The 25,457-nt window shown below is 51.0% G+C and carries 25 protein-coding genes; 10 read left to right on the forward strand and 15 right to left on the reverse strand.

From position 1 onward, the window contains the following. Nucleotides 1-42: 42 nt before the first annotated feature. Nucleotides 43-744, reverse strand: coding sequence for an IclR family transcriptional regulator (locus tag EL645_RS28730; RefSeq protein ID WP_126555024.1), 702 nt, complete (start codon nt 742-744; stop codon nt 43-45). Nucleotides 745-1,224: 480 nt separating this feature from the next. Between EL645_RS28730 and hppD the strand changes: the two genes are divergently transcribed. The 4 genes from hppD (at nt 1,225) to tnpC (ending at nt 6,355) form a co-directional block, all read left to right on the forward strand. Continuing rightward, nucleotides 1,225-2,328 carry a 4-hydroxyphenylpyruvate dioxygenase gene (gene hppD / locus EL645_RS28735; RefSeq protein ID WP_126555026.1) on the forward strand — a complete coding sequence of 368 codons (1,104 nt, stop codon included), beginning with the start codon at nt 1,225-1,227 and terminating at the stop codon, nt 2,326-2,328. Further along, nucleotides 2,329-3,225, forward strand: a complete 897-nt coding sequence (locus tag EL645_RS28740) for a fumarylacetoacetate hydrolase family protein (protein WP_126555028.1) — start codon at nt 2,329-2,331, stop codon at nt 3,223-3,225. It abuts the gene before it with no gap. A 32-nt stretch (nt 3,226-3,257) separates the two neighbouring features. Further along, a complete protein-coding gene (locus tag EL645_RS28745) occupies nt 3,258-4,424 on the forward strand; it encodes a homogentisate 1,2-dioxygenase (protein WP_126555030.1) in 1,167 nt (388 codons plus the stop codon). A 443-nt stretch (nt 4,425-4,867) separates the two neighbouring features. Then, nucleotides 4,868-6,355 carry an IS66 family transposase gene (tnpC, locus tag EL645_RS28750; protein ID WP_126548577.1) on the forward strand — a complete coding sequence of 496 codons (1,488 nt, stop codon included), beginning with the start codon at nt 4,868-4,870 and terminating at the stop codon, nt 6,353-6,355. A 107-nt stretch (nt 6,356-6,462) separates the two neighbouring features. Here the strand turns inward: tnpC and EL645_RS28755 are convergent, their stop codons facing one another. Continuing rightward, on the reverse strand, nt 6,463-8,133 hold the full coding sequence (locus EL645_RS28755; RefSeq protein ID WP_126555032.1) for an FAD-dependent oxidoreductase: 1,671 nt from the start codon (nt 8,131-8,133) through the stop codon (nt 6,463-6,465). Between the two features lie 113 nt (nt 8,134-8,246). Here EL645_RS28755 and EL645_RS45905 point away from each other — a divergent pair, with 113 nt between their 5' ends. Beyond that, nucleotides 8,247-8,462, forward strand: a complete 216-nt coding sequence (locus EL645_RS45905) for a cytochrome P450 (RefSeq protein ID WP_371865832.1) — start codon at nt 8,247-8,249, stop codon at nt 8,460-8,462. On the opposite strand, the gene EL645_RS28765 is transcribed toward EL645_RS45905, so the two are convergent. The 5 genes from EL645_RS28765 to EL645_RS28785 form a co-directional block, all read right to left on the reverse strand. Further along, nucleotides 8,399-9,058, reverse strand: a complete 660-nt coding sequence (locus EL645_RS28765) for a cyanophycinase (RefSeq protein ID WP_126555034.1) — start codon at nt 9,056-9,058, stop codon at nt 8,399-8,401. The two genes, EL645_RS45905 and EL645_RS28765, sit on opposite strands and share 64 nt — an antisense overlap. 196 nt (nt 9,059-9,254) lie before the next feature. Continuing rightward, nucleotides 9,255-10,142 (reverse strand): N-acetyl-1-D-myo-inositol-2-amino-2-deoxy-alpha-D-glucopyranoside deacetylase, encoded by an 888-nt coding sequence (gene mshB / locus EL645_RS28770; RefSeq protein WP_126555036.1) that lies wholly within the window; start codon nt 10,140-10,142, stop codon nt 9,255-9,257. A 242-nt stretch (nt 10,143-10,384) separates the two neighbouring features. Beyond that, nucleotides 10,385-10,675 (reverse strand): IS4 family transposase, encoded by a 291-nt coding sequence (locus tag EL645_RS43265; protein WP_371865777.1) that lies wholly within the window; start codon nt 10,673-10,675, stop codon nt 10,385-10,387. Further along, a complete protein-coding gene (locus EL645_RS45910; protein ID WP_126555040.1) occupies nt 10,612-10,869 on the reverse strand; it encodes a transposase in 258 nt (85 codons plus the stop codon). The genes EL645_RS43265 and EL645_RS45910 overlap by 64 nt, the downstream gene beginning before the upstream one ends. Before the next feature lie 115 nt (nt 10,870-10,984). Continuing rightward, on the reverse strand, nt 10,985-11,815 hold the full coding sequence (locus tag EL645_RS28785) for an IS4/Tn5 family transposase DNA-binding protein (protein ID WP_161977779.1): 831 nt from the start codon (nt 11,813-11,815) through the stop codon (nt 10,985-10,987). 519 nt (nt 11,816-12,334) lie between these two features. Here EL645_RS28785 and EL645_RS28790 point away from each other — a divergent pair. Together EL645_RS28790 and EL645_RS28795 are read left to right on the forward strand one after the other, a co-directional pair. After that, nucleotides 12,335-12,592: a hypothetical protein gene (locus EL645_RS28790; protein ID WP_126555044.1), complete on the forward strand. Its 258-nt coding sequence runs from the start codon at nt 12,335-12,337 to the stop codon at nt 12,590-12,592. 205 nt (nt 12,593-12,797) lie between these two features. Further along, nucleotides 12,798-13,088, forward strand: coding sequence for a thioredoxin domain-containing protein (locus EL645_RS28795; protein WP_126555046.1), 291 nt, complete (start codon nt 12,798-12,800; stop codon nt 13,086-13,088). A 214-nt stretch (nt 13,089-13,302) separates the two neighbouring features. Here EL645_RS28795 and EL645_RS28800 read toward each other — a convergent pair whose 3' ends face one another. The 5 genes from EL645_RS28800 to EL645_RS28820 all read right to left on the reverse strand — a co-directional run bounded on the left by EL645_RS28800 (nt 13,303) and on the right by EL645_RS28820 (nt 19,181). After that, the gene (locus EL645_RS28800) at nt 13,303-14,196 is read right to left on the reverse strand and encodes an ABC transporter ATP-binding protein (RefSeq protein ID WP_126555048.1); all 894 of its coding nucleotides are present in this window, start codon (nt 14,194-14,196) and stop codon (nt 13,303-13,305) included. A 111-nt stretch (nt 14,197-14,307) separates the two neighbouring features. Further along, nucleotides 14,308-15,276, reverse strand: coding sequence for an ABC transporter ATP-binding protein (locus EL645_RS28805; protein ID WP_218032113.1), 969 nt, complete (start codon nt 15,274-15,276; stop codon nt 14,308-14,310). Between the two features lie 17 nt (nt 15,277-15,293). Continuing rightward, nucleotides 15,294-16,172, reverse strand: coding sequence for an ABC transporter permease (locus EL645_RS28810; protein ID WP_126555050.1), 879 nt, complete (start codon nt 16,170-16,172; stop codon nt 15,294-15,296). 18 nt (nt 16,173-16,190) lie between these two features. Continuing rightward, nucleotides 16,191-17,273, reverse strand: coding sequence for an ABC transporter permease (locus EL645_RS28815; RefSeq protein WP_126555052.1), 1,083 nt, complete (start codon nt 17,271-17,273; stop codon nt 16,191-16,193). A gap of 96 nt (nt 17,274-17,369) precedes the next feature. Further along, nucleotides 17,370-19,181 carry an ABC transporter substrate-binding protein gene (locus EL645_RS28820; protein WP_126555054.1) on the reverse strand — a complete coding sequence of 604 codons (1,812 nt, stop codon included), beginning with the start codon at nt 19,179-19,181 and terminating at the stop codon, nt 17,370-17,372. Nucleotides 19,182-19,822: 641 nt separating this feature from the next. Here EL645_RS28820 and EL645_RS41550 point away from each other — a divergent pair. The 3 genes from EL645_RS41550 to EL645_RS28835 all read left to right on the forward strand — a co-directional run bounded on the left by EL645_RS41550 (nt 19,823) and on the right by EL645_RS28835 (nt 22,568). Further along, the gene (locus EL645_RS41550) at nt 19,823-20,842 is read left to right on the forward strand and encodes a WD40 repeat domain-containing protein (RefSeq protein WP_126555056.1); all 1,020 of its coding nucleotides are present in this window, start codon (nt 19,823-19,825) and stop codon (nt 20,840-20,842) included. Continuing rightward, the gene (locus EL645_RS28830; RefSeq protein ID WP_218032114.1) at nt 20,788-21,162 is read left to right on the forward strand and encodes a hypothetical protein; all 375 of its coding nucleotides are present in this window, start codon (nt 20,788-20,790) and stop codon (nt 21,160-21,162) included. Before EL645_RS41550 ends, EL645_RS28830 begins: the two co-directional genes overlap by 55 nt. Before the next feature lie 245 nt (nt 21,163-21,407). After that, a complete protein-coding gene (locus tag EL645_RS28835) occupies nt 21,408-22,568 on the forward strand; it encodes a GntR family transcriptional regulator (protein WP_126555058.1) in 1,161 nt (386 codons plus the stop codon). Nucleotides 22,569-22,695: 127 nt separating this feature from the next. Here EL645_RS28835 and EL645_RS28840 read toward each other — a convergent pair whose 3' ends face one another. From EL645_RS28840 to EL645_RS41555, 3 genes are all read right to left on the reverse strand, one after another. Further along, a complete protein-coding gene (locus tag EL645_RS28840; protein WP_126555060.1) occupies nt 22,696-23,835 on the reverse strand; it encodes a zinc-binding dehydrogenase in 1,140 nt (379 codons plus the stop codon). Between the two features lie 80 nt (nt 23,836-23,915). After that, nucleotides 23,916-24,692 (reverse strand): R2-like ligand-binding oxidase, encoded by a 777-nt coding sequence (locus EL645_RS28845; protein ID WP_218032302.1) that lies wholly within the window; start codon nt 24,690-24,692, stop codon nt 23,916-23,918. After that, entirely contained in the window at nt 24,602-24,796 is a 195-nt protein-coding gene (locus tag EL645_RS41555) for a hypothetical protein (protein WP_218032115.1), read from the reverse strand. Before EL645_RS41555 ends, EL645_RS28845 begins: the two co-directional genes overlap by 91 nt. Nucleotides 24,797-25,457 lie beyond the last annotated feature (661 nt).

Raw genomic sequence — 25,457 nt, forward strand, 5'->3', positions numbered from 1 at the left:
GTTGAAGGGCCTCTCTTTTTATTGTTGTGAGATAGGAGAATCTCAGAAGAGGGCATCAGCAATGGTATTAGCTGCTGCGATGATATATGGCGCGAAGGCGGCCTCATCGATTCTACCCAGCAAGACTACGCCGATGCTGGCTTCGGCCACCTGGCCCCTGACCTGGATAGGGGCGGCAATACCACTTGCGCCGTGTTGAATTTCATTATAACTGGTGGCATAGCCACGTTTCCGGGCCTGGGTGATTTCTCTGCGCTCACCAGGCTGCGGAGCTCGCCCGGCCAGAATAGCCATCCCCGACGCTCCTTTATCCAGAGGATGACGATAGCCGGGTCGATAGGCAATATGCATGGGCGCTGTACGGGGCTCAATCGTGGTTAATACTACGCCTTCATCTCCGTCCAGGATGGTTAAACAGGCGGTGGCGCTCAGTTCATCGGCGAGCTGCTTCATGCCAGGGAGCGCTACCGATTGTAAACGTGGCACGACATGGCGCGCCAGTTCGAGCAGACCTACTCCCAGACAGTAGCGGCTATCATCCATCCGCCGCACCAGTCGGTGAACTACCAGGGTATTGAGGAGCCGATAGGTGATGGTACGATGCAACTTCAGTTCTTGAGCAATATCATTTATACTCAAACCCGCAGGATAGTTGGCCAGTACATCTAGCACCTGCAACCCTCGATCCAACGTTTGGGCCGTTTCACCGTGCAAGGACCGTTCATTTGGAAGCGGTTGTGCCATGACCTTATTTTCCTCGTTTATTCGTGTTTTTCCCTTGAAAAAATGCTATCCTGACGACTATACACTATTCGCAGTTCTCTTGTCCATATCACTTTATCCATAATCTATTCCTATATAAACACAGGAATAAACATAGGATTACATATCGGGACCTGCCCATGCCTGCATCTCAGAGCTTTTTACTGTTCGTTCAGAGAGCAGAGAGAAATCGCGAGCAAGCGATACGATGTCCATTCTTTCCGGTGAGGAGTGTGTGGTGGACGGCTGCAGCCGTCCACCACACACTCCTCACTCCCAACCCGGCGCCGCAGGCGCCAAAGAGGAGAATTAAAAAGCCCTGCCTGCATCTCGCGCTTCCTTGACATCTGATAGGTTCCCTGCTATAACTAAAGCAGGTAGTCCGATTAACGAATATTTTGTCCGATTATCGGACAAATCAATAAAGCAATGCTACATTCACGCATGGAAAGAGAGAGTTCAATGACGCACCAGGATTTCATGCCGATCCAGAATTTTGATTATATTCAGATGTATGTTGGCGATGCTAAACATACCGCGTATTATTTAACCCATGGTTGGGGCTTCGTGCCAGTGGCTTATGCAGGCCTGGAAACAGGTTCGCGTGAGCAGACCAGCTACGTGCTGGAACAGGGCAATATCCGCCTGCTGATCACTTCATCCTTAACCCCTGATGGTCCCATCGCCGAACATGTACACCTGCATGGTGATGGTGTGAAAGATGTGGCTTTTCGCGTGGAGAACGCGGAGCGTGCATATCAAGAGGCAACCAGCCGCGGTGCCCGTGGTGTGCAGGAGCCAACCGAGATGCGCGACAGCTTCGGTTCGGTGAAAATAGCCTCCATCGCTACCTATGGCGAGACCATCCATACCTTTGTGGAGCGCCAGGATTATAAAGGTGCGTTCCTGCCTGGTTTCCGGGCCCTGGATTCCTCGCTGCCGCGCCGTTCACGTCCCGCTGGCCTGGCTGGAATTGACCATGTGGTGGGCAATGTCGAGCTGGGTAAGATGAATGAATGGGTCGGCTTCTATGAGAAGGTTATGGGCTTCTCGCAGATGATCCATTTTGATGATCGCCAGATCAGTACCGAGTATTCGGCTTTGATGTCGAAGGTCATGCAGAATGGTAGTGGCCGCATTAAACTGCCGATCAATGAGCCTGCTCCAGGCCGTAAGAAATCCCAGATTGAAGAATACCTGGATTTCTATCGCACCCCCGGCGTACAACACCTGGCTTTGATCACCGATGATATCGTTGCGACGGTCCGCAATTTGAATGAGCGTGGCATTGAATTTCTGCAGACCCCTAAAAATTATTATGATGATGTGCTGGACCGCGTGGGTCATATCGACGAGGATCTAAAACAACTGGCCGATTTGAGCATTCTGGTCGATCATGATGAAGAGGGCTATCTGCTCCAGATCTTCTCGAAACCTGTCGTGACAAGACCTACTGTGTTCTTTGAGGTGATCCAACGCAAAGGTGCCCGTGGTTTTGGCGAAGGCAATTTTAAAGCACTCTTTCAGGCTCTGGAGCATGAGCAGGAGCTGCGAGGAAACCTTTAGATGAAACTGGTCACGGTCAGAACTGCCCATGACATTACATACGCCGGGGTAGTGCGCGGTGAGGAAGTGCTCTTACTGCATTACCCCAATCTACTCAGGCTGCTGCAAGATCCCGCTGGCTTGCAGCAGGCGCGCCAGGTGCTGGAAAGTAATAATAAGCCAGGCTTACCTCTCAGCACCCTTACTTTAATGACACCCGTGCCCAATCCTCCGACGTTGCGCGATTTCTATGCCTTCGAACAACATGTCAAGGCTGGTCGCGCCAAACGTGGCCTGGATATGATCCCTGAGTGGTATGAGTTTCCGACCTTCTACTTCTCTAATACCAGCGAGTTGTATGGACATAATGAACCTATCCCTTATCCGGTCGGCAGCCAGGAATTGGATATCGAGTTAGAGATTGCCTGTGTCATCGGGCGCGAGGGGAAAAATATCTCGGTCGATGAGGCGGCTGGCTATATTGCAGGCTACACCATTATGAATGATTGGAGTGCCCGCGATTTCCAGCGCCAGGATATGAAATTAAACCTGGGGCCTGGCAAGGGTAAGGATTTTGCGACATCTCTGGGACCCTGGTTGGTTACGCCCGATGAGCTGGCTGGCTATCGCACTGGTAGCGGTAGCAGTGAGCGTTATGACCTGACTATGCTGGCCCGTGTGGATGGTCAGGAGATTTCTCGCGGCAATTTCAACCAGATCTACTATAGCTTTCCTCAGTTGATCGCCTATGCCTCGCGCAATGCTCGCCTGCGCCCTGGCGATATCCTTGGCTCCGGTACCGTTGGCACAGGTTGCCTGCTAGAAATTGGCACCCAGGTTCATCCATGGCTACAGCGCGGTGAGACGATTGAACTTGAGATCTCTGGAATCGGTGTATTGCGGAATAGAATTGTATAACTTACAACATACTCATAGAGGAGGTGCAACCGATGCCACCTTATCATCGTCTGGGCGAGATTCCACCCAAACGGCATACGCAGTTTCATAAGCCGGATGGTACGCTCTATTCCGAGGAACTCTTTGGTATTGAGGGCTTCTCGAATAATTATTCGAACATCTACTACCATTATCCTCCTACCCGTGTGAAGAAGATTGAGCCGTTCAGCAAGCAGCAATTTGAGGAGTGGAACGAGGATGTACATCGTCACCATCATTTGAAGACCGCTCCCCTTAAACCTGGTAGTGATGCTGTGTTGGGCAATATGGTTCTGATGTACAATAAAGATCTGACAATTGGTATCTCCCTGCCAACCCAGGATATGAGCTACTATTATCGCAATGGTGATTCGGATCAGATGTACTTTGTCCATGATGGTCACGGTGTTCTGGAAACGACCTTCGGCCTGCTTCCTTACCATGAGGGCGACTATATTATCATTCCGCGCGGCACTACGTATCGCTTCACTATCGCGCCCGATAGTGCCCAAACACGCTTGCTGGTTGTCGAGGCCCATGGCTCGATCGAGCCACCGCGCCGCTACCTCAGCCCTAATGGTCAGTTGCTAGAACATTCGCCATACTGCGAGCGCGATATCCGCCGTCCTGAGGAGCTAGTGAGCCATACGGAGCAGGGCGAATTTGAGGTACGCGTGAAGGTGGGAAACCTGATCACCAGCTACTGGTACGATTTCCATCCCATCAATACCGTTGGCTGGGATGGCTGTGAGTATCCCTGGATCTTCAATATCGCCGATTTTGAGCCGATCACGGGACGCGTCCACCAGCCGCCACCAGTCCATCAAACCTTCCAGGGACCCAACTTTGTCGTGTGCTCGTTTGTACCGCGCAAGCTCGACTACCATCCGCTCTCGATCCCTGTACCATACAACCACAGCAACATCGATAGCGATGAGCTACTCTACTATGTCAATGGCAACTTTGGGAGCCGCAAAGGCATTGAGCGCTCTTCAATGACCCTGCATCCGCGTGGCATCCCCCATGGACCCCATCCGGGTGCCGTCGAAAAAAGCCTGGGCGTCGAGCGCACCGATGAGCTGGCCGTGATGATCGACACCTTCAATCCCTTGAAATTCACCACCATGGCCCATACCCTCGACGATTCAGCCTATCCCTATAGCTGGCTGGAAGACCACTAATACAATCCTCTCTCTAATCCAGAAGGGGTCGTGCCCGGCTTCACAACGTGGTGAAACCGGGCACGACCCCTTCTGTCCTTTTTCAATATCTCTCATTTACCAGCAAAACTCAAAAGCAGCAATGACAACGATCTGTACGTACGGGGCTTGTCCCCGCTTCATCCGTTTCTACTCTAAAAATTACAATAGACATGTGTTATAACATATTCAGGCATCAGAGCCCGATCGTTTCCCCAGTAGGATGTGCTTTTCGTGCAATAATGGCGGAAGCGGAGGCAAATCCGCACGTACTTGTTTATTTTTCATGCAAAAAGTGATAAAGCGGGGAAAATCCCCGCACGTACAGATCGTTGTTATTGCTGCGTCCAATGCACTGTTTGATTCTTAAATGGTAACTACTCAGTACCTTGAGAAAAGCTGGACAAAGCTGATAAACTAAGAGCATGACAGAAGAAGAAGTGAGAAATCTTCAGAAAGCCTACCGAGAGCTCAAAGAGCAAGCAGAGGCATTCAAAGAGCAAGCAGAGCAGAAAGATCGCAGGATCGAAGAGCTCGAAGGATTGCTCATAGGTGCCTTGTTGCGCATTGAAGAGCTTGAACGGCGATTGGGAAAAGATAGTCATAATAGTAGTAAACCTCCTTCCAGTGATGGATTGGGTCGCAAACCTGGCAAACAGCGGCGCAAAAGCGGCAAGACTTCCGGTGGACAAGCCGGTCACCACGGTCATACCCTGATGCAAGCATTGACTCCTGATAGCGTCGTGCTTCATCGTCCAACGCACTGTGAAGCATGTCAGTACCCTCTTGAGCAGGAGGCAGCTATCACCAACGAACGCCGTCAAGTCCACGATCTGCCCACGTGGCGTTTGCTGGTCGAGGAGCATTGCCGACAAGCAATCTGCTGCCCCTATTGCCAGCATGTGACGCAGGCGTCTTTTCCGGCAGGCGTCGATGCTGCTGTCCAGTATGGCCCGCAGGTCCAAGCCTTGGCGGTCTATCTTTCCCACTTTCAACTGGTGCCACTGCAACGCACCTGTGAAGCTCTTGCTGATCTGTGCGGGTGTCAGTTGTCCGAAGGCACGCTGGTCCGTTGGATTGCTCAGGCAGCCAAGACCCTTGAGTCGAGCATCGAGCGGATCAAAACCTTACTGCTGGCCAGCCCCTTGCAACATGCTGACGAAACGGGGATGCGTGTCAAAGGCATCTTGCATTGGATGCATCTCAATGCGACTCCCTGGCTCACCCTGTACTCCTGGCATCGCAAACGAGGGCATCAGGCTCTGGAGCAGATTGGGATCTGGCCACACTATCAGGGCCGCTCCATGCATGATCGCTGGTCCAGCTATGATCGCTACCTCTGTACCCATAGCCTCTGCGGAGCCCACCTGCTACGCGACTGCCTGTATGTCGCCGAACAGGAGAAGCAGCCTTGGGGACAAGCCATGTTCGATCTGTTGCTGGCGATGAAGCAAGCCGCTGATCGCTGGCGCCTCCAAGGAGCGAGCGCCGTCCCCACCCCCGAACGGGAGCAGTGGCTTGCCCAGTATTTTGCCATTCTGGCCGCTGGCTTTGCCACGCATGCCGCTCAAGCCCCTCCCCCAGGAAGTCTGCAGCCCAAACGACAAGGACGCAAAAAACAGGAAGCCTCCAAGAATCTGCTCGATGCGCTCTTAAAGCGAGCTGATCAAGTGTTGGGTTTTCTGGAGGACCTGTCTGTGCCTTTTACCAACAATCTCGCCGAACGAGATTTACGCATGGTGAAAGTGCAGCAAAAGATTTCCGGAACCTTCCGCAGTGACGATGGAGCTACGGCTTTTTGCATCATTCGCAGCTATCTTTCAACCATGCGCAAGCAGGGGCGCTCAATGCTTGCTGCCATTGCTGCGGTTTTTGCTGGTTCTCCTTTCCCCATTGCATGGGCTACTGAGTAGTTACCTTAAATGAAATGTATTGGGACAAGCCCCGTACGTACAAATCGTGTTTGTTGTTGCGACTCCAGCCAAAACAAACCACGCATATCGATGTATTTAAAGAAATATTATGGGTGTGCATTATTAGCAAGATATTGATGGATGAAGGCGATCGACATGCTGCCCTCACCAACACCGGAGGCGACACGTTTAATTGAGCCGTGGCGTACATCTCCGGCTGCGAAGATCCCGGGGACGCTGGTCTCAAGTAGAAAGGGATTGCGTTTGAGCGGCCAATGTTTTTCGGCGGCTTTATCTGCAAGCACATCCTGTCCCGTTAAGATATAGCCGCCTTCATCGCGGCTGATAGCTGCTGGCAGCCATGCCGTCTGAGCATTGGCACCAATAAAGATAAATAGCGCATCCGTGTTATGTGTCTGCTCGGTCCCGCTCTGGCGATCGCGCACCACAATTGACTCCAGATGATCCTTACCGCGAGCTGTAACTACTTCACAATGTACCTGCACCACAACATTTGCCTTGAGTGCAAGCTGCTCAATCAGGTAATGCGACATCGTTGCCTCCAGGCTATCGCCTCGCACTAGCAATGTAACCGAGCTGGCATAGTTGGCGAAGAACAGGGCCGCCTGGCCCGCCGAGTTCCCGCCTCCGATCAGATATACATCCTTGCCACTTGTGCTCAGTGCTTCACTACGGGCGGCTCCATAATACACACCTCGACCCACAAATTTTTCAACACCCGATATAGCCAGGCGGCGCCAGTTGACCCCGGTCGCAATCACTATCGCCCTGGCATTGATGCGCTCATCTCCATCCAGAATAATCGTATGTGGATCAGCCTCCAGGGTAATCCCCTCCACACAGCGAGCTACGATAATCTCAGCCCCAAAGCGCCTGGCTTGCAGTAAGGCGCGATGGCTCAGTTCTTCCCCGGAAAGGCCTGAAGGAAAGCCAAGATAGTTCTCGATCCGTGATGAGGTGCCAGCCTGTCCGCCGGGGGCCTCTCGGTCAATCAGTAATGTGCGCAATCCCTCTGAAGCCCCATAAACTGCGGCCGCCAGACCAGCCGGACCGGCTCCAAGAATGGCAACGTCATAGGAGGCTTCTGTGGGTGTGGTCTGCAATCCAACCTGCTCGGCGAGCTGCCTCAGGGTAGGGGTAATCAGGGTCACTCCATTTTGCAGCACGATAATAGGGCAGACATCGGGATTGCCCAGCGCTTGCAGATGCTCCTGGGCTTTAGGATCGGTAGGTTCGAGCCAGGTAAAGGGTACATGATTGCGCACCAGGAAGTCACGCACATCATGGCACGCTGGATCCCAACGATATCCAATTACCTGGATAAGATTTGGCGTATTGGAGACGGCAAGCTCTTGTAAGTTCTTGATACGCCGGGCCATCGTCTTGAGCAGTTCATGGCCCAGAGAGGGTATCCCCAGGATATATGTCTGGAAATCGATTGGATCCAGCCGCAAGACTCGTGAGGCTTCATGGGCGCGCAAACTTGCTACCGCCGTCGATCCTAGCAAGAGCGGAAGCTCTCCAAAATAGCTACCAGGACCATAATAATCAAGCACCCGTTCAACATCGTTCTGATGTTTAATTACTTCAAGCGAACCATCTAATAACACGAAAAAAGATGGCAACTCGCCCTCCTGGATTAACCATTCGCCCGCTTGCAAGCGCACATCAGCGGCCTGGCTGGCAATCTGCTGCTGTTGTTCCTTGGAAAGTTGAGAGAATAGAGGCACCTGCGCCACAAGGTCCGCTGTAATCATATTACCCCTTCTGTATCAATCAGAACTTGAAGAGCTCAGACACTGTACTGGCTAGCCGATGAAAGTATACTTCCACATATATTATATCCCGTGCGTGCCGTATCTGATATCTGCTGGCTCTCCGTCCTGAGATCAATCAGCGTTTGCAGCATGAGGTCGATACGGTTCAGCAGGGTCGCGCGCCCTCCTATGCCGATCTCCCTCGACTGCCCTACACGCTGCAGGTGCTAAAGGAAAATGACTGTCAGGCGTCGGGGTTGAATACTCAGGCAATAGGGACCTCAAAGGGCTCGCCCGCTTTGTATACACTGGTGTCACCGTTATGGTAGAGTGTGACTGTACCTTTACCGTAAACGTGCCATACGTTCTTTTGAGTGGAGCCACTATCGTTGATCATGCCTGTCTGTTCATCAATACCTAATAACAGCGCTTGCGGTAGTAGTTTTGTTAGTTGAGCGGCCCAGTTACTACCAAAGGCATTGTGATGCGGCAAGACGCAGGCTTGGGGAATCAGGCCCAGTCCCTCAACCACCTTTTTGCTCTGGGGATCAAAGTAGTACTGGCATAAAATCATGGCTCCAGCGCTACTGCCGCCCAGTACAGCGCCGCGCTCGTAAGCCTGGCGCATGGCCTCCCAGCTCCTACTTTTGAGCAAGGTTTGGCCCAGAAAGTGGGGAAAGCCACCCAGCAAATAAATCAGGTTGGATTGGTTGAGCGCGGCCACAATCTCTTCCGCGTTGGCGGACGCTTTGTCGATCAGGGGCAATGATTTGACGTTCGTTGCTCCCAGGTGCTGAAACCAGTTGACTCCATTCTGTCCCGCTCGTCGATGATTATGATCGGGGGCTGCGGCGGTCGGAATAATACTGATCATGCTGTCCATCCCACCCGCCAGCTCGATCGCCCTTCGATCTGGCTCTGCCATCTTGCCCCAAACTCGGCCCCACCCTCTAATACAATATATCCACTCATCATTTTTCCTTCCCTTCAGGGGCAACGTCGTCGTTACCCCTGTATCATTATGATCATATCATTCAAAGAAGAACGAGTCGGGTCAAAGGTATTTCGTCATTGTCTTATTCAGACTATAAGAATTACAGTGCTGCGCGTGTGGGTATCCACTAACCCAGACCAGCCAGCAAGTCCTGTTCCAGCGCTCCGTTGTGCGGGGTCTGGGCACTGCGCACCAGCACAAAGTATTCATAACCCAACATTTGCTCTCGCTGTGCTTCAGGAACGGTAAAGAAGAAGCTATCGGGTGAGATCTGGGTTTTGTGGGCGGCCAGGGCCTTCATTTTATGATCAACGTATTTTCTTACATCGATGCGCGTGGTAATCAACTCATCGGGCGTGCCCATAATGGCGGTATTCATAGCTGGATTATCCCAGGGACCGGGAACACCAGATTTTTGCAACTCTTTCATGGCTTCGACCATCATGGAGCGCGGCATGGCCGTATAATAGAGTCTGGCTGGCTGCCAGGCTGGCAGGCCCAGTTCAGGAAAACAACGAGCCTCACCGGCGGCATCAAAGGCGGCATTGGTGATGCGGTTGGCTTGAATGTGGTCTGGATGACCATAGCCACCAAAGGCGTCATAAGTGACAAGGACCTGTGGCTTGAACTCGCGAATCAAGGCTACCAGACGTTTGACGGCCTCATTAAACAGGGCCTGGTGAAAAGATTCGGGATGGTTGTTGGAGTCGGTTCCGGCCATGCCTGAGTCACGAAAACCCAGCAAACGCGATTCCTGGATATTTAATGCTTTAACTGCTTCCTGTAACTCCTGACGTCGTACCTCAGCCAGGCGTGGGAACATAGCTGCTTTCGCCTGTTCATCTAAGGCTGGATCGACAATTTCACCCTCTTCACCCAGGGTGGCGGTGACCAGTACTGTACGTACTCCCTGTGCGGTATAGTGCACAAAGGTTCCACCTGTACCCATTACTTCATCATCGGGATGCGCATGTACGGCCATAAAGGTCAATGGCTCTTTTTCAATCTGTGACATTTATCTCAATCTTCCAATATTTATAAATTGACATTTACAATGCCTCAACATTATAACATGCCTAAAGAGGTTCCTTCTTCCTTTTATCTATAAGATCGATTCAAATCAATATGTGAGGCTGTCGCTCCTGTGCGGGCGGGCGCAGGCGCGCCCGCCCGCACAGGATATGAGTCATCCCTAACTTTTGAAAAAGTTCCCAAAACTGGGGGTGCAGGGCCTCCCTGCCGGGGTCTGACTTTTTATCACAAATCTAGTTGATTCGAAAGGAGGGAAGCGAGTTGCATTCCCTGCAACACGTTCTGGATATACATCCACCCCAACCACAAGGTTTTCCATCCAGGTGGGCCATCGCCTTTGCGACCCAAGTAGCCACCATGACGTGCAATGCCATGCCAGCATTGCTGCACCGTCATGGTTTTTGCTGGATGCCCACTCAAATGAGCCACCACCAGGACAATATCAGTGGGTATCACTGCCCGTGCCAGCTCGTCAGGACATTGACGCGAAAGCACACGCAATTGCAACAAGCGCACGGCAATGGGGCAATGATGCCCAGCAACGTTCGCAACCCCTCGTAATCCCGAATCTCTCGTTCTTCCATATGGCATCCCGTCTTGAGACCTTGGTGATAGTCCTCAACAATCCAACGCCTGCGATACCACTCGACCCGCTCTTGGGCTTGAGTTGCCGTGTGGGTGGGGACCGAGGTCAACAAGATCCAGTCCAAGGCTTCAACCCCTTCTGGGGATCAGGTTCCCACACACGGATGACCCAGATCACCAGCGGACGCCACTGGTTGGCTTCCCGTGTGCGGGGAGGCAACAGACGCACGGGCTGCCAACTCACGGCCAAAAGGGCCTTGCGGGCCGGGTGTTTCTGGCTACTCTTGAGTTCCAGCCACATGCTCGACCGAATGGGCATCTGCTTGACCACCTCCAGCAAATGCAGCGTGGGGCTACGATGATGATGCGATCGTGGGGGCACCGGTGTCTCTCCTTGTTCCACCAACAGATCAATACAGCGATCTTCATAGGCCCGGACGAGAAAATCACACCCCTGCTCTCGACATTGGCGCATGAACGCAAAGATGTCACTGTAGCGGTCGCCCATATGAATCCATTGACTGCCAGCAGGAGGCGAGCCCAGGATGCGCACACTGCGCTCCCATACCTCCGATTCCCGTTCGCGTTTCCAGCGTTGTTGCTTGCTCTCTTTCTCAGGGCTGGCTGGCGCAAAAAGGGTTCTTGATGAGCCAATCCCAACAACTGATCGTGCTGAGGTACAACAGCCAGGACGCTTTGCAACAGAAAGCCGTGATGCGTTCCGTTGCCAATGGGCCCCAGTCCACGCGTCGTAGGATGAGCCTGGTAATCCATCTCTGTGGTATCCTGAATCAACAAGACCTGTGCCTGCTGGTGGCATGCTTGCCGTGTGTGTTGCAGGTGGGGAGCAACCAGATGTTCATACGAGGTATGCGACGAATGCACAAATCGATAGGCCGCTTCCAAGCCCGCCGGGCTCAACACACCGGGCAGAGACGCTTGTGGATGCTGCGCAAGGTGGAACGCAAGATCGACGGCACGCTGCACACGACGTGGATCGCCCAGTTGGACCGAGCCAAAGGTGGCTTGAGCCCACTGCTGAGACGACAACAAGATTGCTGGAGACAACATCACCTTCTCCTTTCTTTTCGTTCTTGGTCGTTCCAATGGCATGTGCACCAAGAACCGTGGTTTTTCTGCTTCCACGATTCAACGACTAAAAATGTGATAAAAAGTCAGACCCCGGCAGGAGGGCTCGCCGACCTCCTGCACCTCCCGCATTGGGAGCGCAAAACCCGTTTTTCGGATTTTTGAAAAATCCGGGATGACTCATACTTCTCGGAGATTGGCAGAATTCATTCAAAGCATTAATGACATGTTAATCTTAGGGGATTATCATTCAATTACAAGAACAGTAAAATTATTTACTGTTTACAAATACATTTAATTCAAATTTGAATGAAAACAACTTTTTATTATATTATGTTCCCAGTAAACGAGCCATAGCCAGGTAAATACAAATTACAATATAATAGATGATAAAGTTAGCAGGAAGCCCTTTTCAGCTAATATTCGTCTTAGTAGTATAAAATATTCTGTATACCTGCCAACGCGTTTACAAAGCCCTGTACCAATGAAGGAGAACTCGAGATGGTAGTCGCAGATTTCTACACCAATGGTGAATATCTTCAGAAAAATCCCGGTTGGCATATCGATGCAGCTCAATGGAAAGCTGATAGTGTACTCCAAATGATCAAGCGTAATGCACTTTCCCCCCATACCATCTGTGACATTGGCTGTGCGGGGCTGGCGAGATTCTACGTATCATGCAACACGAATTGCCAGCAGAAAGCACGTTTGTGGGCTATGACATTGCCCGCAGGCAATTGCGCTGGCCAAACTACGTGAAAACCCCCAACTCCATTTTCAGTTAGCTGACTTTTTTCAGGAGCGAACATCTACTTTTGATTTGATCCTTTTAGTAGATGTGTTGGAGCATTTTGAGAATTGCTTCCAGGTCTTGCGCGATCTCAAACCGAAAAGCACCTATAAATACTTCAGTTGCCATTAGACCTTTCAGTCATTCAATCAGCATTCAATTGCCAGAAATCAGTTGGCCGATTATCGCCATGCCACGGGCCATCTGCATTTCTTTACTAAAGATATCGCCTTAGAAATTTTGCGCGATGCTGGCTATGAAGTTGTGGATTATTTCTATAGTTTGCAGCCTCTCGATACGACCCCCTGGTCGAAGGTTAGGCATCCAATGCAGGCCCTGGTCAAAATGTTACGCATGACTAAGAGAGGTCTGGTTAGATTCCCTGGCCGACTCTGCTATGCCATCAATCCAGACCTGGCCGTCCGCATATTCGGTGGCTGGCGCCTGGTCGTACTCGTTAAATAAGTCTTAGGACACGCCAGTGTCAGCAGGCAGAATTTCTTATGTGGTGCCAAAAGTGCGCCGAGCGCACTTTTGGCACCACATAAGAAAACAGGTTTGAGCGCGCCAGCGCATGCCCGCACAAGAGTAACACACTTCCCATATACATGTGCGTGCACACCTGCAATGCTCAACATTAGTTTATAGTGTGGTATAGAAAATGCCCGCACAGGAGCGCTTAGCGCGGAACTTCCATATCTGGCAATGCTACAATTGGCATAGCTCCTTCAATATCAACCAGGCTGGTCTTGTCTTGCCAGCGAGCATCGGGATCAGGGATCGGGATCGAGGATAGCAGCATCTGAGTATAGGGATGGGTCGGGTGGACCAGGACATCGTCTATATCACCGCGCTCGACGATCTCCCCTTTTGACATTACCAATATCTTTCCCCCTACATAATATGCCGTGGATAAGTCGTGCGTGATAAAGAGTGTGGTCATGCCATATTTTTGCTGGAAGTCGATCAGGATGTTGAGGAATAAGACACGCACCGCTGCGTCCAGCATGGAAATGGGCTCATCGGCTATAATAAATTTGGGCTGTAGCAGGTGAACACGCGCGAGCATGACGCGCTGGCGTTGTCCTCCACTCAATTGATGGGGATAACGGTTGAGCACATCTTCAGGCCGCAGGTCTACGGCGTGCAACGACTCTTCGATCTTAGCCAGGGCCTGTTGCCTGTTTCGGGCCAGCTTAAACTTTTTGATCACGGTCCAGAAGACACGATCGACGCGATAGAAGGGATTAAAAATACCATAGGGGTCCTGAAAAACAGGCTGTATCTCCTGGCGGTAGGCATCATACTCGCGCGCGGAGAGCTTATATATATCTTTTCCTCGATACGTTACACTCCCTTCGGTTGGCTTTTGCAATCCCAGAATAATGCGCGCGATCGTACTTTTACCGCTACCACTCTGTCCAACCAGGCTGACGATACCTGGCGGATCAGCTGACAGTGTGAATGAGACATTGTCGACAGCCTTAAATTCACCACCCACGCTGCGAACCGAAGCTCCACGGAAAATCTGAGTAATATTGGTCAGGACGATATCGCTGGAACTAGTTGTCATGAGCATTCTCCGTTTCGGGTTGTGTATACAGGTGACAGGCTACCAGGGTCTGCTTTTGCTGCTCCAGTTGTGCTTCTGACACACCGAGCGTTGGTAGATTAGAAAGTGGGATCAGCGCTGGTATCTCCTGGGAACAACGCGGCATGACCTGTGGACAACGAGTGTGGAAACGACAGCCGGACGGCCAGTCACGGGGACTGGGGTATTGCCTCTGATGCCAGCCAGGCGCACTCGGGGTCCACCAACACTGGGAATAGAGTTGATCAGTCCTTGTGTATAGGGATGGCGGGGGGCTTTGAAGATCTGCCGCACATCACCAATCTCGACAAATGAGCCCGCGTACATGACGGCGACCCGATCGGCCAGTTCGGCATGTACCGCCATGTCATGGGTGACGAGGATGATGGTCATCCCTAGTTTGTCGCGCAATTCACCTAACATCTGAATTACTATGCGCTGGTTATGGACGTCCAGAGCAGTCGTTGGTTCGTCGGCAATCACCAGGTCCGAATTGAGCGCAATCGCCATGGCAATGGTGACACGCTGCTTCATACCACCTGAGAGCTCATGTGGAAACATCCTGGAGACCTGTCCATCCAGGCCCACTTGTTGCAACAGGTGGGGGATCAATTTCAAGGCTTCTCGTTTGGTAATTGAGCTGTGCTCTAACATCACATCCGCGAATTGGTCCGCGATACGCAGAACCGGATTGAGCGAGTTCATTGAGCCTTGTGGAAGATAGGAGATATGCTTCCAACGTATTGTGCGCAGCTGTTCTCCGCCCAACTCTAACAGGCTAACTGGCTTCTTGTTGGCGGGATAAAAACGAATACTGCCCCCGGCAATATAGCCGGGCCTCTGCGTCAAACGCAAAAGTGCCGTGGTCAGGGTGCTTTTACCACAACCAGATTCGCCCGCGATGCCCAGGATCTCACCGCGCTTTACGTTCAAGGTGACACTGTCGATCGCCTTTGAGACCCCGCTGACCGTGTCGTAGTAGACACGCAGGTCTTCGATCTCTAGCATCGGGGTGCCGATCAGGGACTTCATATCGACACTCTGTAATATACTGTTTGCCATTTTGATCTATCTCCTGCTTATGCGCCAGCCGTCTTGCGCAGGCGTGGGTTGTATACCTCTTCGAGTCCGATATTGATCAAGTTGACGGAGAAGAAGAGCAGGGCCAGCACCACCACCGGGGCCACAAAAATGGGCCATGCTCCCAGGCTCAACGCCCCCCAGCTCTGGGACCAGTTTAGCATTAAGCCTAGATCCAACGTGCTGCTGGGTCCCAGGCCAATAACCTCTAAGCCAACCAGGGCGAAAATGGAGCCCAGTGAGGCCGAGGCAAAACCAACTCCGATAAAGGGGAGCAGGTTGGGCATCAGTTCTTCGAAGATGATCTCGAAGTCGTTGAGCTTGGTTACCTTGGCCAGTTCCACATAAGGACGGCTACGCAGGCTGAGTACCTGTGAGCGAATTGTGCGCGCGGCAAATGGCCAGCTAAAGATGGCGAGGATCACGGCCACAGAAAAGAGGCTGACCCCTTTTGAATAGGCTGACAGGGTGATCAACAGGGGAAAACTGGGCACAACCAGAAACACATCGGTAATACTGGAGAGAACGCTGTCTACTTTCCCTCCTTTATAGCCGGCGGTAAAGGCTATCACGACTCCAATCACGGTCGAGAGCACGCCCGCGATAACTCCGACCTCAAGTGAGGCTGACAAGGCGGTCACTGTCATAGCAAGGATATCACGCCCATAACGGTCGGTCCCCAGCCAGTGTTGCCAGCTCGGCAATTCCCAGGGAGGATTGATGGAGATGGCCAGAGGATCATTGCCGTGTCCGATAATATTTGCAATCACGGGATGCAGCACGGCCAGAATAATAAAGAAAGCCAGGATCAACGCGCCAACCTGGACTTTGATGCTTGAGCTCCATAAACTCCAGAGAGCATGTAGAAATCTGCGCATTAAATATCTCTCCCTCCCTTAATTGTATTTGACCCGTGGATCAAATGCGGGTAGCAATAGGTCCAGAATCAGATTCGCGGTGAGTACGCCAAAGATGGCCAATGCGACAATACCCTGGATTGTATTAAAGTCTAATTGTTGAATGGCTGTGACAAATAGATTCCCGATGCCAGGATAGGCGAAGAGCTGCTCCACCAGTACGTTGCCATTAAAGATCGATCCCAGCGTGATACCCAGACCGGTAATCTGTGGCAGGTAGCAATTGCGCAAGGCATAACGGGTCAAAATACTACGTGGCTTGAGTCCTTTGGCTTCCGCAAAGGTCAGGTAGTCTTCACCAACAATAGTGATCATCAACATACGCGTTGAGAGCATCCAGCTACAGACACCAATGATGACAATCGAAAGGGCTGGCAAGGTGCCGTGGTTGATCACGCTGAGGATAAAATCCAGGTTAAAGCCCGGGTCCAGCGAAGGATCATAGGCTGAGGTAGGGGGAAACCAGTCGAGCCGGTAGGCAATAAAGAAGATCAGGATCAGGGCGATAAAGTAGAAAGGGATGTGGGAGAGCGCGATACACAGGTTGGTCATCCATTCCGAAGCCTTTTTTTCGCGTTTCCAGCCAATCAATGCGCCCAGTATCAGACCAAGCACCCAGGAGATCAGGGTCGAGAGTCCCAGCAGGCCGATAGTCCATGGAAGAGATCGTGCAATGAGGACCTGCGATGAGGTGGGAAAGCTAATTAGAGATGGCCCCAGGTCATGGAGCACAATCAGTTGATACATGTAGTGCAGGTATTGTTGAAATAAGTTGCCGTCCAGGCCAAATATTTTATTGTAATACTGTACGACATCCTGGCTGGCATGAACATTGTATACCTGGCGCGATTGCAAACTTTGCACAAATGAGGCAATCGGATTACCAGGGATGAGGCGAAAGAAGAAGAAGGTGACGGTCAATGAGCCCCAGAGGGTGAGTAGATAGGCTCCAAAGCGTCGTAATGCATAGGCGATTAATGGATGGGTTGCCAGCCATAAGCGTAGGGCTGGGAAGATGCGTGTTTTGCCAGGGGTAATTCTTTGCGGCGCACTTTTGATCATCGCGGAACTCCTTTATGCGAGGTCCATGCTGGCCAAACATCCTTACGCATGTCTGAGCCAGCATGGAACGGTTTTCAGGATAACTGAGTATGCGCGTTACGCTTTTCCGGTGGGCTTGATGCTACCGATCACAAACAAGAATTGTCCCCACCAGTTAGAGGGAACTTGATAAAGATTGTCATCAGTAGGCCAGTTTGTCCAATAGCTGTTATTAAAAATGGTTGGATAAGTTGTCTGGTAGAGCGGGATCAGTGGCATCTCTCTGTAGTAAGCATCCAATGCCTGACTGAATAGCTGCTTGTTTTCACTGGCAGAAGGATCGGCATTATCCAGCTTTACCGCGAGATCGCTCAGATCTTTATATTGGGAGCGTAGTACATTACCACCAGTACTGGCATCCTGGTTGATGGGTTTGGTCCTGCTGGTCTCAAAACCTGTATATAGCTGGCCTGGATCAAAAACGTTGCCACACAACCACCAGGTGGTGATGTCAAATTGCCCATTATTGAGCTTGTTGGTCCAGACAGAGCTTTCATAGAAGCGGATAGTTGCCCCAACACCAACGCTGTTCAGTCCGTCTGCCAGTTTCTGCCCATTGATATATTCGGGATCTCCGACTTTAGCCGTGGTCATGATCTCATATTGTAAGGGTTGCCCTTTATAACTGCGTTTGCCGCTGCTATCCGCCCTGGCCCCCATCTGGTCGAGCAGGTCTTTAGCCTTTTGAGGATCATAGGTCAAAGGATACTTGGAGGCCACAGCCGGGTCCGACCATTTGTCGTTGGCGGGATAATCCGCCCATGGATACTGCGCTGGCGGGGTCGGGACAAACCAGACGGTCGAGCCCAGGGTCTTACGATCAATCAAGTAGGAGATAGCCCAGTGCATCCGTGGATCGGCCAGCAAACCCTTGGAGGGATCACTGTTGATGCCGATGGCGCGTGGACAGGGATCGCGGAATTTGGTCTCGATGATGATATTGCTATAACTACTTTTCAGGGCTACGGCATGTTGATAGTCAAAAGCTGGTACATCAACCTGGGCCCGTTTAAATTGCTCAACCTCTGAGTCCACACTCGGCGCTGTACGATAGACTACATATTCTGGTTTGGGGTCCAACTCATCCTTGTTCCAGTAATTAGGATCTTTCTTCCAGACGTACATAAACTGGGATGGGATGGTGCGATCAATCTTATATGGTCCGGTCCAGACTGGTGGACTTCCTTTGAAACTCATAGGATTCTGCTTAGACCAGATGTGCTCAGGAACAATCTCCTGTGAACCGACGATGCCACAAATAAAATTGTAGTGGAAACGTGGATTCGAGCTTTTTAGATCAAAGACCACAGTATGATCGTCTGGTGCTGATACCTTCTGGACGTAGGGTGTGTAGTTGGATGAACCAATCAGTGCGGTGTTACCTAATAACATTTGGATGGTAAAAACTACGTCCTTGGAGGTAAAGGCGGTTCCGTCGTTCCAATGCACCTTGGGATTCAAGCTCAAGGTCAGCTGGGTATGATTGCTGTTATATTTCCAACCCGTGGCTAACCATGGCTTTATCTCACCTGATACCATGTTGAAATAAAAGAGAAATTCTTTACAGATCTGTCCAAAACCTGTCTCATATTCCTGGCCGTTTGGAATAAAGGGATTAAAACTGTCAAAGACAGCAAACTGGGGGGATTGATCGATAATAACGGTCTGGTTGCGCGGCGTAGGGGAGAGAGATTGTGATTGCTGCTTCTGTGAAGAGCTATCACTACATGCCGCCAGTACGTTGCCTAATGCCAGGCTCCCTCCTGTCAAAAGCATCAACTGCAGTACTTGCCGTCGCGACATTGATAGTTCTACGGGATTATCGAGTTGCTCGGTGTGAGGCTGCTCAACATACGGTTGCTCAGACATGAAAATACCCCTTTCCCATACCAATCTCCAAAGATTGGTGGCTGTGTTTGTCCTGACGTATACACGCGCTCACAGAGGCTTTTTAAGCATGCCAGACGCGACTATGCCAGTACTACCTACATGGATACATCGTTGTCATGTTTACCATTTGGGTAAAGTAAGGGTTCTGGTAACAGGAGGTCATATGTATGTAGCGAACGGAGAACTGTAACAGGAAAAAAACCTGGGGTAAAGCTGTCTACACATTTCATCAGGCATCCTCCTTGATACCACTGTTTTCACTTTGCGCAAGCTCAAACATAGCTATGCCATATTGGCATAATAGAAAGACGTATGGCATCCTCTACCATTACATCTTTCTTTCAGTCGAATTAAAAAACCTTTTTCGCTAATAAGTAGCATTCAAAGGTTCCCTTTGTTCCTATTGCAATCTGCGCAATAGGAACAAAGGATATACTAAAAATCTTCAAGAATCGACAATGACTCTTTGCAAATTAGCTATACAAATTATATTAATGAAATGTATAGCGCTTTGTCAATAGTATTTAACAAATTTACGAAATTTGTTCTCTCAGACTCGTAATTTGTTCTTTAATTAGGTATACTAATTCCATGCTGTATTGACAAGGAGGTCATACTTTATGGACAGCGACACTAAACAAAAACCTGCGCCCTATAGCGCCAGGAAAATGTATGCTCGCCGCTCTATTTTACGTGGTGGGGTGTTACTGGGAGGAGCCCTGCTTGGTAGCGGCTGCGCTCTTGATCTGGCAACCCGGGCGGATACTGTTAGGGTGAAAGTGCCTCTCAACCACCTGGTATGTGATATACCCTGGCAAGGAATAGACTTCGCCTGGCTACCAGATAATAAGCAGATTGCTTACGCCAGTAACCAGGGCCTGTTTGTGGTCAATATACAAAGTAAACAGCAACAGTGGAAACAAAAAAATTGGCCGGGACATAGCTACACCGAGGCCCACACGGTAGCCTGGTCCAGGGATGGTACACGCCTGATATATATAACAGATACAGCGTTTCTGATCCAGAATGCCCTCAATGGTTATAATCTCTGGACGCACAGCCTCCCGAACTCGACAACGCGGGCAGTGGCCCTATCGCCTGATGGGACACATATCGCCTTTACCCAGGCTCAAACTCCTCCACCGCATCAATCTAGCGCCGAATTTGTGCAGATATGGGATGTATCAGCTCAGCGCCTGCTCTCACAGTACCCGCTAGCCTCCAGCAAAAGTATGTTTGCCTGGTCGCCCGATAGCACGCTACTGGCTATCAATGATCCAGATGGCTCTGTACAGGTACATGATGGCTCAGAGGGTCGACTTCTCTGGCACTATGCTGCCCCCAGCTCTGCAGGTCCACTCACACTCTTAAGCTGGTCACCCGATAGCTCTGCATTGGCCTTTTCTTCCCAGGAGTACAGCAACAAGGAGTGCTGGGGGTCTGGGATGCTCGCAGCGGCCATGAGCGTTTTCAGATCGCGGCTGCGGTCAGCCCCAATGCGCCCGATAGCAAGGACAGGAGCATTGCCTGGTCACCCGACAGCCGACGTATGGCCTTTACGCTTATCAGTCAGCATAGCTCAACCATGGTCGTTTGCTCCAGTCAGACAGGAAAACAGCTCTTTTCCTGCCAGCCTGTAAATGGGCAACCCGTCTATGCTACCTGGTCACCCAATGGCAACTATCTGGCTGCGGGTAATTATCTGGTGGGAAGCGGTGAGTTGATTCAGGGAGATAATGGCAATCGTTCGGTAATACAATTCTGGGATGCACAGAATGGGAAAACCCTATTCTCTTATCCAGCACCTAAAAATCCAGCTCAATTAGCCTGGTCGCCAGATAGCCAATATCTCGCCATTGTTACCCCCAAAGCCTATGGAATTCTATCAAATAAGACGTGTCTCTCAATGTGTCGCTATGGGTATGATAACTATGCATTGCAGGTCTTTCAGGTTCCTTAATGTCTATACGACATATCGACGGCTAGCATAGCCTAAGGATCCAGCTATTTTGCTACAGTCGATCAGAAATTCCTGTATCACTGACGTTTAACATTAGAGAATACCCGAAATCTATACAAATTTGTCCATAAAATTGTATAGACAAATGCAACCTTGTTTGTGCATACTCTCTCCCAACGTAAGGCGACACCATTGGTTCGCAATATTTACTATTGGTCCATTCATCCAGTGAGGAATTCCGTACTGTGCATAAACCTGAAAAAGAGTCACATGCGAAGACTATGAAAGCTATGTATATGCAGATTGTCAGCGAGCTGCGGGCGCGTATTCTATCTGGCGAGTTAACCCATGGCAGCCGTATCTCGACTGAGTTCGAGATTGCGCAGCAATACCATGTAAGCCGGGGAACGGTGCGCCAGGCGCTGAGTGAGCTGACGCGTGAAGGATTGCTGGAGCGCATTCAAGGCAGCGGCACATTTGTGCGCTCCGCGGCACTTACGCATGGATCAGATATGACCATCTCTACACAAAAAAATATTGGGGTCATTTTGAATCAGGCTACCGATGAGCTGAATATGAAGCTCTTGCGGGGCATTGAACAATCTGTAAAATCACGTGGCTACCAGGTGATCTTCGCATATAGTGAAGAAAACGAACAGTTGCTGGCGCGCGATATTGCACGCCTGCAGCTAACGACCGAAGGCTTGATCATTTTTCCGCTCAGCAATAAGTCTACAGATAATGCTATTGCGCGCTTAAAACATGTCGGCTTCCCGTTTGTACTGGTTGATCGCTATATGACTGAGCTGGATAGTGACTATGTTGTGTCTGATAATGTGGGTGGTGGCTATCGCGCTACGGAACATCTGGCCATTCTGGGACATACACGGATTGGCTTTGCCTATTCACGCGCGGGCGGACGGCAGACAACCTCGGTTCGCGATCGCTGGGAAGGCTATCGCAAGGCGTTATCCGAGTATCAGCGACCCTATGATGATAGCCTGCTATTCGCCGATCTACTTACTGGCTCAGAGCCTGACTCGGCTCGCTTTGATGAGATTTTACGCAGACCAGACCGGCCGGGCGCTATTTTCGCGGTCAACGATTGGGTCGCGCTGGAATTTATTAAAGCTGCCGCTCGCACCGGGGTGCGAATTCCTGAGGACGTGGCGCTCGTTGGTTTCGATGATTTGAGCTATGCTGAACTGTTGAGTGTGCCGCTTACTACCGTCGCACAGCAGGGCATTGCAATGGGTATCCAGGCTGGTACCCTGTTGATTAATCGTATCGAGAAACATGTACTCGGTGCGGCGAAACATATTGTATTGCCAACCCAATTGATTGTGCGTCAATCGTGTGGTGCCCGCCTCCAGGTTCTCAGTTCGCCCGATGAAGAACATAATTGACCCATCGCATCAGATCATGTGTAGATGGGCGGTCAGAGTTATCTCTGCTCATGGACGCGCTATAATTCTAATTCTAATTCTAACGCGTCCATGAGCCAACATAGCGTGTGGTATTGCACGCAAGCCGCTACTCGTTAAAGCGTAGTAGCTGGCGAATGGCGGTTCCCTGGGCCAGGCGATCAAAGCCTGTATTGATCTCTTCGAGAGTAATTGAGGGGCTGAGCAGTTCGTCCAGCGGCAATTTACCTGTCATATACAGGTGGGCCAGGCGCGCAATATCGCGGCGCGGCACTGCCGATCCCATAAAAGAACCTTGCAGCACTTTTTCCTGTAAGACCATGGCGGCGGCATGTACTGAGACAAATTTGTCGCTGGGTGGAATGCCCACGGCGATAGCTTTTCCACCAGGACGAATAGCACTGAAGGCCTGGGCCAGGACGTTGGTGTTGCCAACGACATCAAAGGCATAATTAGCCCCACCGCGGGTTAGCTCTTTTATCATAGCGACTGGATCACCTTCGCCTGCCGCAATGGTGTAGTCGGCCCCCAGGCGTTTGGCCAGTTCAAATTTGGAGGGCAGCATGTCAACCGCAATGATTGGTGACGCCCCGACCAGCTTAGCGCCCATGATCGTGCTTAAACCCACGCCACCCAGACCAAATACCACGACAGCCTCACCCGGCGAAACTCTGGCGGTATTCATCACGGCCCCGACGCCAGTGATCAGTGCGCAGCCCAATAGAGCCGCTTTATCCAGCGGCACATCACGCTCAATGACGACCAGCGATTCTTGCGACACCACCGTAAGCTGTGAGAAGGCCGAGGTCCCTGTAAAATAGCTAATCGGCTGGCCCTTGGCCGTATGAAAACGCCTCTCACCACTCAACAATGTCCCACGCGCATTGGAGACACTTCCATTCTTACACAGAACAGGGCGCCCAACCGCGCAGTTGTCGCAGTGCCCACACATCGGCACAAACGAAAAAACCACATGATCATCTACCTTGACATCGGTAACACCAGAACCAGTTTCACGCACAATGCCACTGGCTTCATGACCCAGAATCATGGGATAGGGAAGTTGTGGATACATTGAACCATTGATCACCGAGAGATCAGAATGACACAGACCTGCGCTAACCACCTCAACCAGAACTTCCCCTGGCCCAGGAGCATCTAACTCAACCTCTTCAATGCTCAACGGTTTCGAATCTGCATAGGGGGCAGCTTTGCCCACCTCATACAATACAGCAGCCTTTACCAGCATCCTTTAGCTCCTCCTGTACATGGGGCCTTCGCGGCCACTTTATCCTCGATGCACTATAACGAACGGGTCGAGGATATTACTTATATCGCTTCGGCCTCTTCGCTTTCGGCGGCATGGTAGACCTGTTCCAAACTCTGAGTACGGGCACGACTAATACGCGTTAACCGTTTCTCAAATTGTTGCCGGGCATAATCACGAATCACTTCGGGCGTTCCATCCTGCTCCTGGTTGCGAGCAATGGCATCGTATAATTCATGCATGCGCCCCTCGACGACCGGCCAGAGATCAGGGTCCTGAGCTACCAGGCGGGAAATTAAGAAGACCCCGTAGGCGATGTGTCGGGATTCATCGCGCTTGATCAAGCCGATGCCTTGCCTGAAGCCGGGCATGATATTGCCCTCATCTAGCATCCTTGCAAAGCTGAAATAGCCAGTTTCGGCCAGCACCCCTTCGACAATCATGTTGTAGAGTACCGAGGCCCGAGCCTGGTTGACCGGTGAGGGATCGGTCAGCAATAAATTCATTGTGCGCGGCAACTCATGCGCAAATATGTCGCGTCCACCACTCGAGCTGCGCCCTTCGTGGAGATCGTTTTGTTCCCGCAATACTTCATCCAGCACACGCCGGAAAAATTCTGTATGTTTAGCCTCTTCCCATAAGAACGTGGTTAAAAACATTTCCTCTTCAAGTCGACCTTCGCGGGCAATAGCCATAATCAATGGCAGCAGATCCAGGGTAACCGCCTCTTCGCCAGCCTGGAAAGCGATCACGCTACGCCGAATCTGCGCCTGCCTTTCAGCTGGCACCTGCTGCCAATCCAGCCGATCCTGAGTGAGATCAATCGCGCGGGGTCCCAGGTACCCAGTTTCTTGGCCTTATGATAGAGTTTCATGGGGAGAATATCGTGGCGCAAACCACGACTACTCAACGTGGTATAGGTCCGATTGGGAACTGCTGTCATAGAAGTTGCTCCTTCGCCGGATACCGGAGTTTATAGCAGACCTTAGATATACTTCCAGTGTATTTTCTTAACAAATGAAAGTCAAGGTGCATATCGCGTAAAGCTGTTTCTATTGAATATTCAATTAAAATATGCTACGCTTGTGCACAAGATCAATACAGTGTATGCGCCCCTTGCGGGCAATATTTTTCATTTAAGAAACAATCAATGCATCGAAAGCAACAAGAATAAAGATCAGTACGTGCGGGGCTTGTCCCCGCTTCATCCGTTCCTACCCGAAAAAGCAACAAGAGTAATGCTATGCGCTCAATCAAATAGCTGCAAAATCTGCTTATTTTTGCTTTTTTTAAGCAGGAAGATTAAAAGCGGGGGCAAGCCCCGCACGTACTGATCGTGTTTATTGCTGCATTCATTTCTATGAAGCGTTAAATGGAATATACCGCCCCTTGCGGGCGCTTTATTCCCGCACAGTACGTGCGCCCCTTGCGGGCGCTTTATTCCCGCACAGTACGTGCGCCCCTTGCGGGCGCTTTATTCCCGCACAGTACGTGCGCCCCTTGCGGGCGCTTTATTCCCGTCCCACTCGAAAAACAAAAAGGAATGATACAGTGCCACCAGCAGCAGACATTTACAACGATTAGTAAGGGTCTGCCCATCTTTT

This window comes from Dictyobacter kobayashii, assembly GCF_003967555.1.
Lineage (GTDB): Bacteria > Chloroflexota > Ktedonobacteria > Ktedonobacterales > Ktedonobacteraceae > Dictyobacter > Dictyobacter kobayashii.

Bases quoted from the DNA above. Each gene is read 5' to 3' on its own strand.
- EL645_RS28730 (WP_126555024.1), bottom strand. From the start codon at position 744: ATGGCACAACCGCTTCCAAATGAACGGTCCTTGCACGGTGAAACGGCC.
- hppD (WP_126555026.1), top strand. From the start codon at position 1,225: ATGACGCACCAGGATTTCATGCCGATCCAGAATTTTGATTATATTCAG.
- EL645_RS28740 (WP_126555028.1), top strand. From the start codon at position 2,329: ATGAAACTGGTCACGGTCAGAACTGCCCATGACATTACATACGCCGGG.
- EL645_RS28745 (WP_126555030.1), top strand. From the start codon at position 3,258: ATGCCACCTTATCATCGTCTGGGCGAGATTCCACCCAAACGGCATACG.
- tnpC (WP_126548577.1), top strand. From the start codon at position 4,868: ATGACAGAAGAAGAAGTGAGAAATCTTCAGAAAGCCTACCGAGAGCTC.
- EL645_RS28755 (WP_126555032.1), bottom strand. From the start codon at position 8,133: ATGATTACAGCGGACCTTGTGGCGCAGGTGCCTCTATTCTCTCAACTT.
- EL645_RS28765 (WP_126555034.1), bottom strand. From the start codon at position 9,058: ATGGCAGAGCCAGATCGAAGGGCGATCGAGCTGGCGGGTGGGATGGAC.
- mshB (WP_126555036.1), bottom strand. From the start codon at position 10,142: ATGTCACAGATTGAAAAAGAGCCATTGACCTTTATGGCCGTACATGCG.
- EL645_RS28785 (WP_161977779.1), bottom strand. From the start codon at position 11,815: ATGTTGTCTCCAGCAATCTTGTTGTCGTCTCAGCAGTGGGCTCAAGCC.
- EL645_RS28790 (WP_126555044.1), top strand. From the start codon at position 12,335: ATGGTAGTCGCAGATTTCTACACCAATGGTGAATATCTTCAGAAAAAT.
- EL645_RS28800 (WP_126555048.1), bottom strand. From the start codon at position 14,196: ATGACAACTAGTTCCAGCGATATCGTCCTGACCAATATTACTCAGATT.
- EL645_RS28805 (WP_218032113.1), bottom strand. From the start codon at position 15,276: ATGGCAAACAGTATATTACAGAGTGTCGATATGAAGTCCCTGATCGGC.
- EL645_RS28810 (WP_126555050.1), bottom strand. From the start codon at position 16,172: ATGCGCAGATTTCTACATGCTCTCTGGAGTTTATGGAGCTCAAGCATC.
- EL645_RS28815 (WP_126555052.1), bottom strand. From the start codon at position 17,273: ATGATCAAAAGTGCGCCGCAAAGAATTACCCCTGGCAAAACACGCATC.
- EL645_RS28820 (WP_126555054.1), bottom strand. From the start codon at position 19,181: ATGTCTGAGCAACCGTATGTTGAGCAGCCTCACACCGAGCAACTCGAT.
- EL645_RS41550 (WP_126555056.1), top strand. From the start codon at position 19,823: ATGGACAGCGACACTAAACAAAAACCTGCGCCCTATAGCGCCAGGAAA.
- EL645_RS28830 (WP_218032114.1), top strand. From the start codon at position 20,788: ATGGTCGTTTGCTCCAGTCAGACAGGAAAACAGCTCTTTTCCTGCCAG.
- EL645_RS28840 (WP_126555060.1), bottom strand. From the start codon at position 23,835: ATGCTGGTAAAGGCTGCTGTATTGTATGAGGTGGGCAAAGCTGCCCCC.
- EL645_RS41555 (WP_218032115.1), bottom strand. From the start codon at position 24,796: ATGACAGCAGTTCCCAATCGGACCTATACCACGTTGAGTAGTCGTGGT.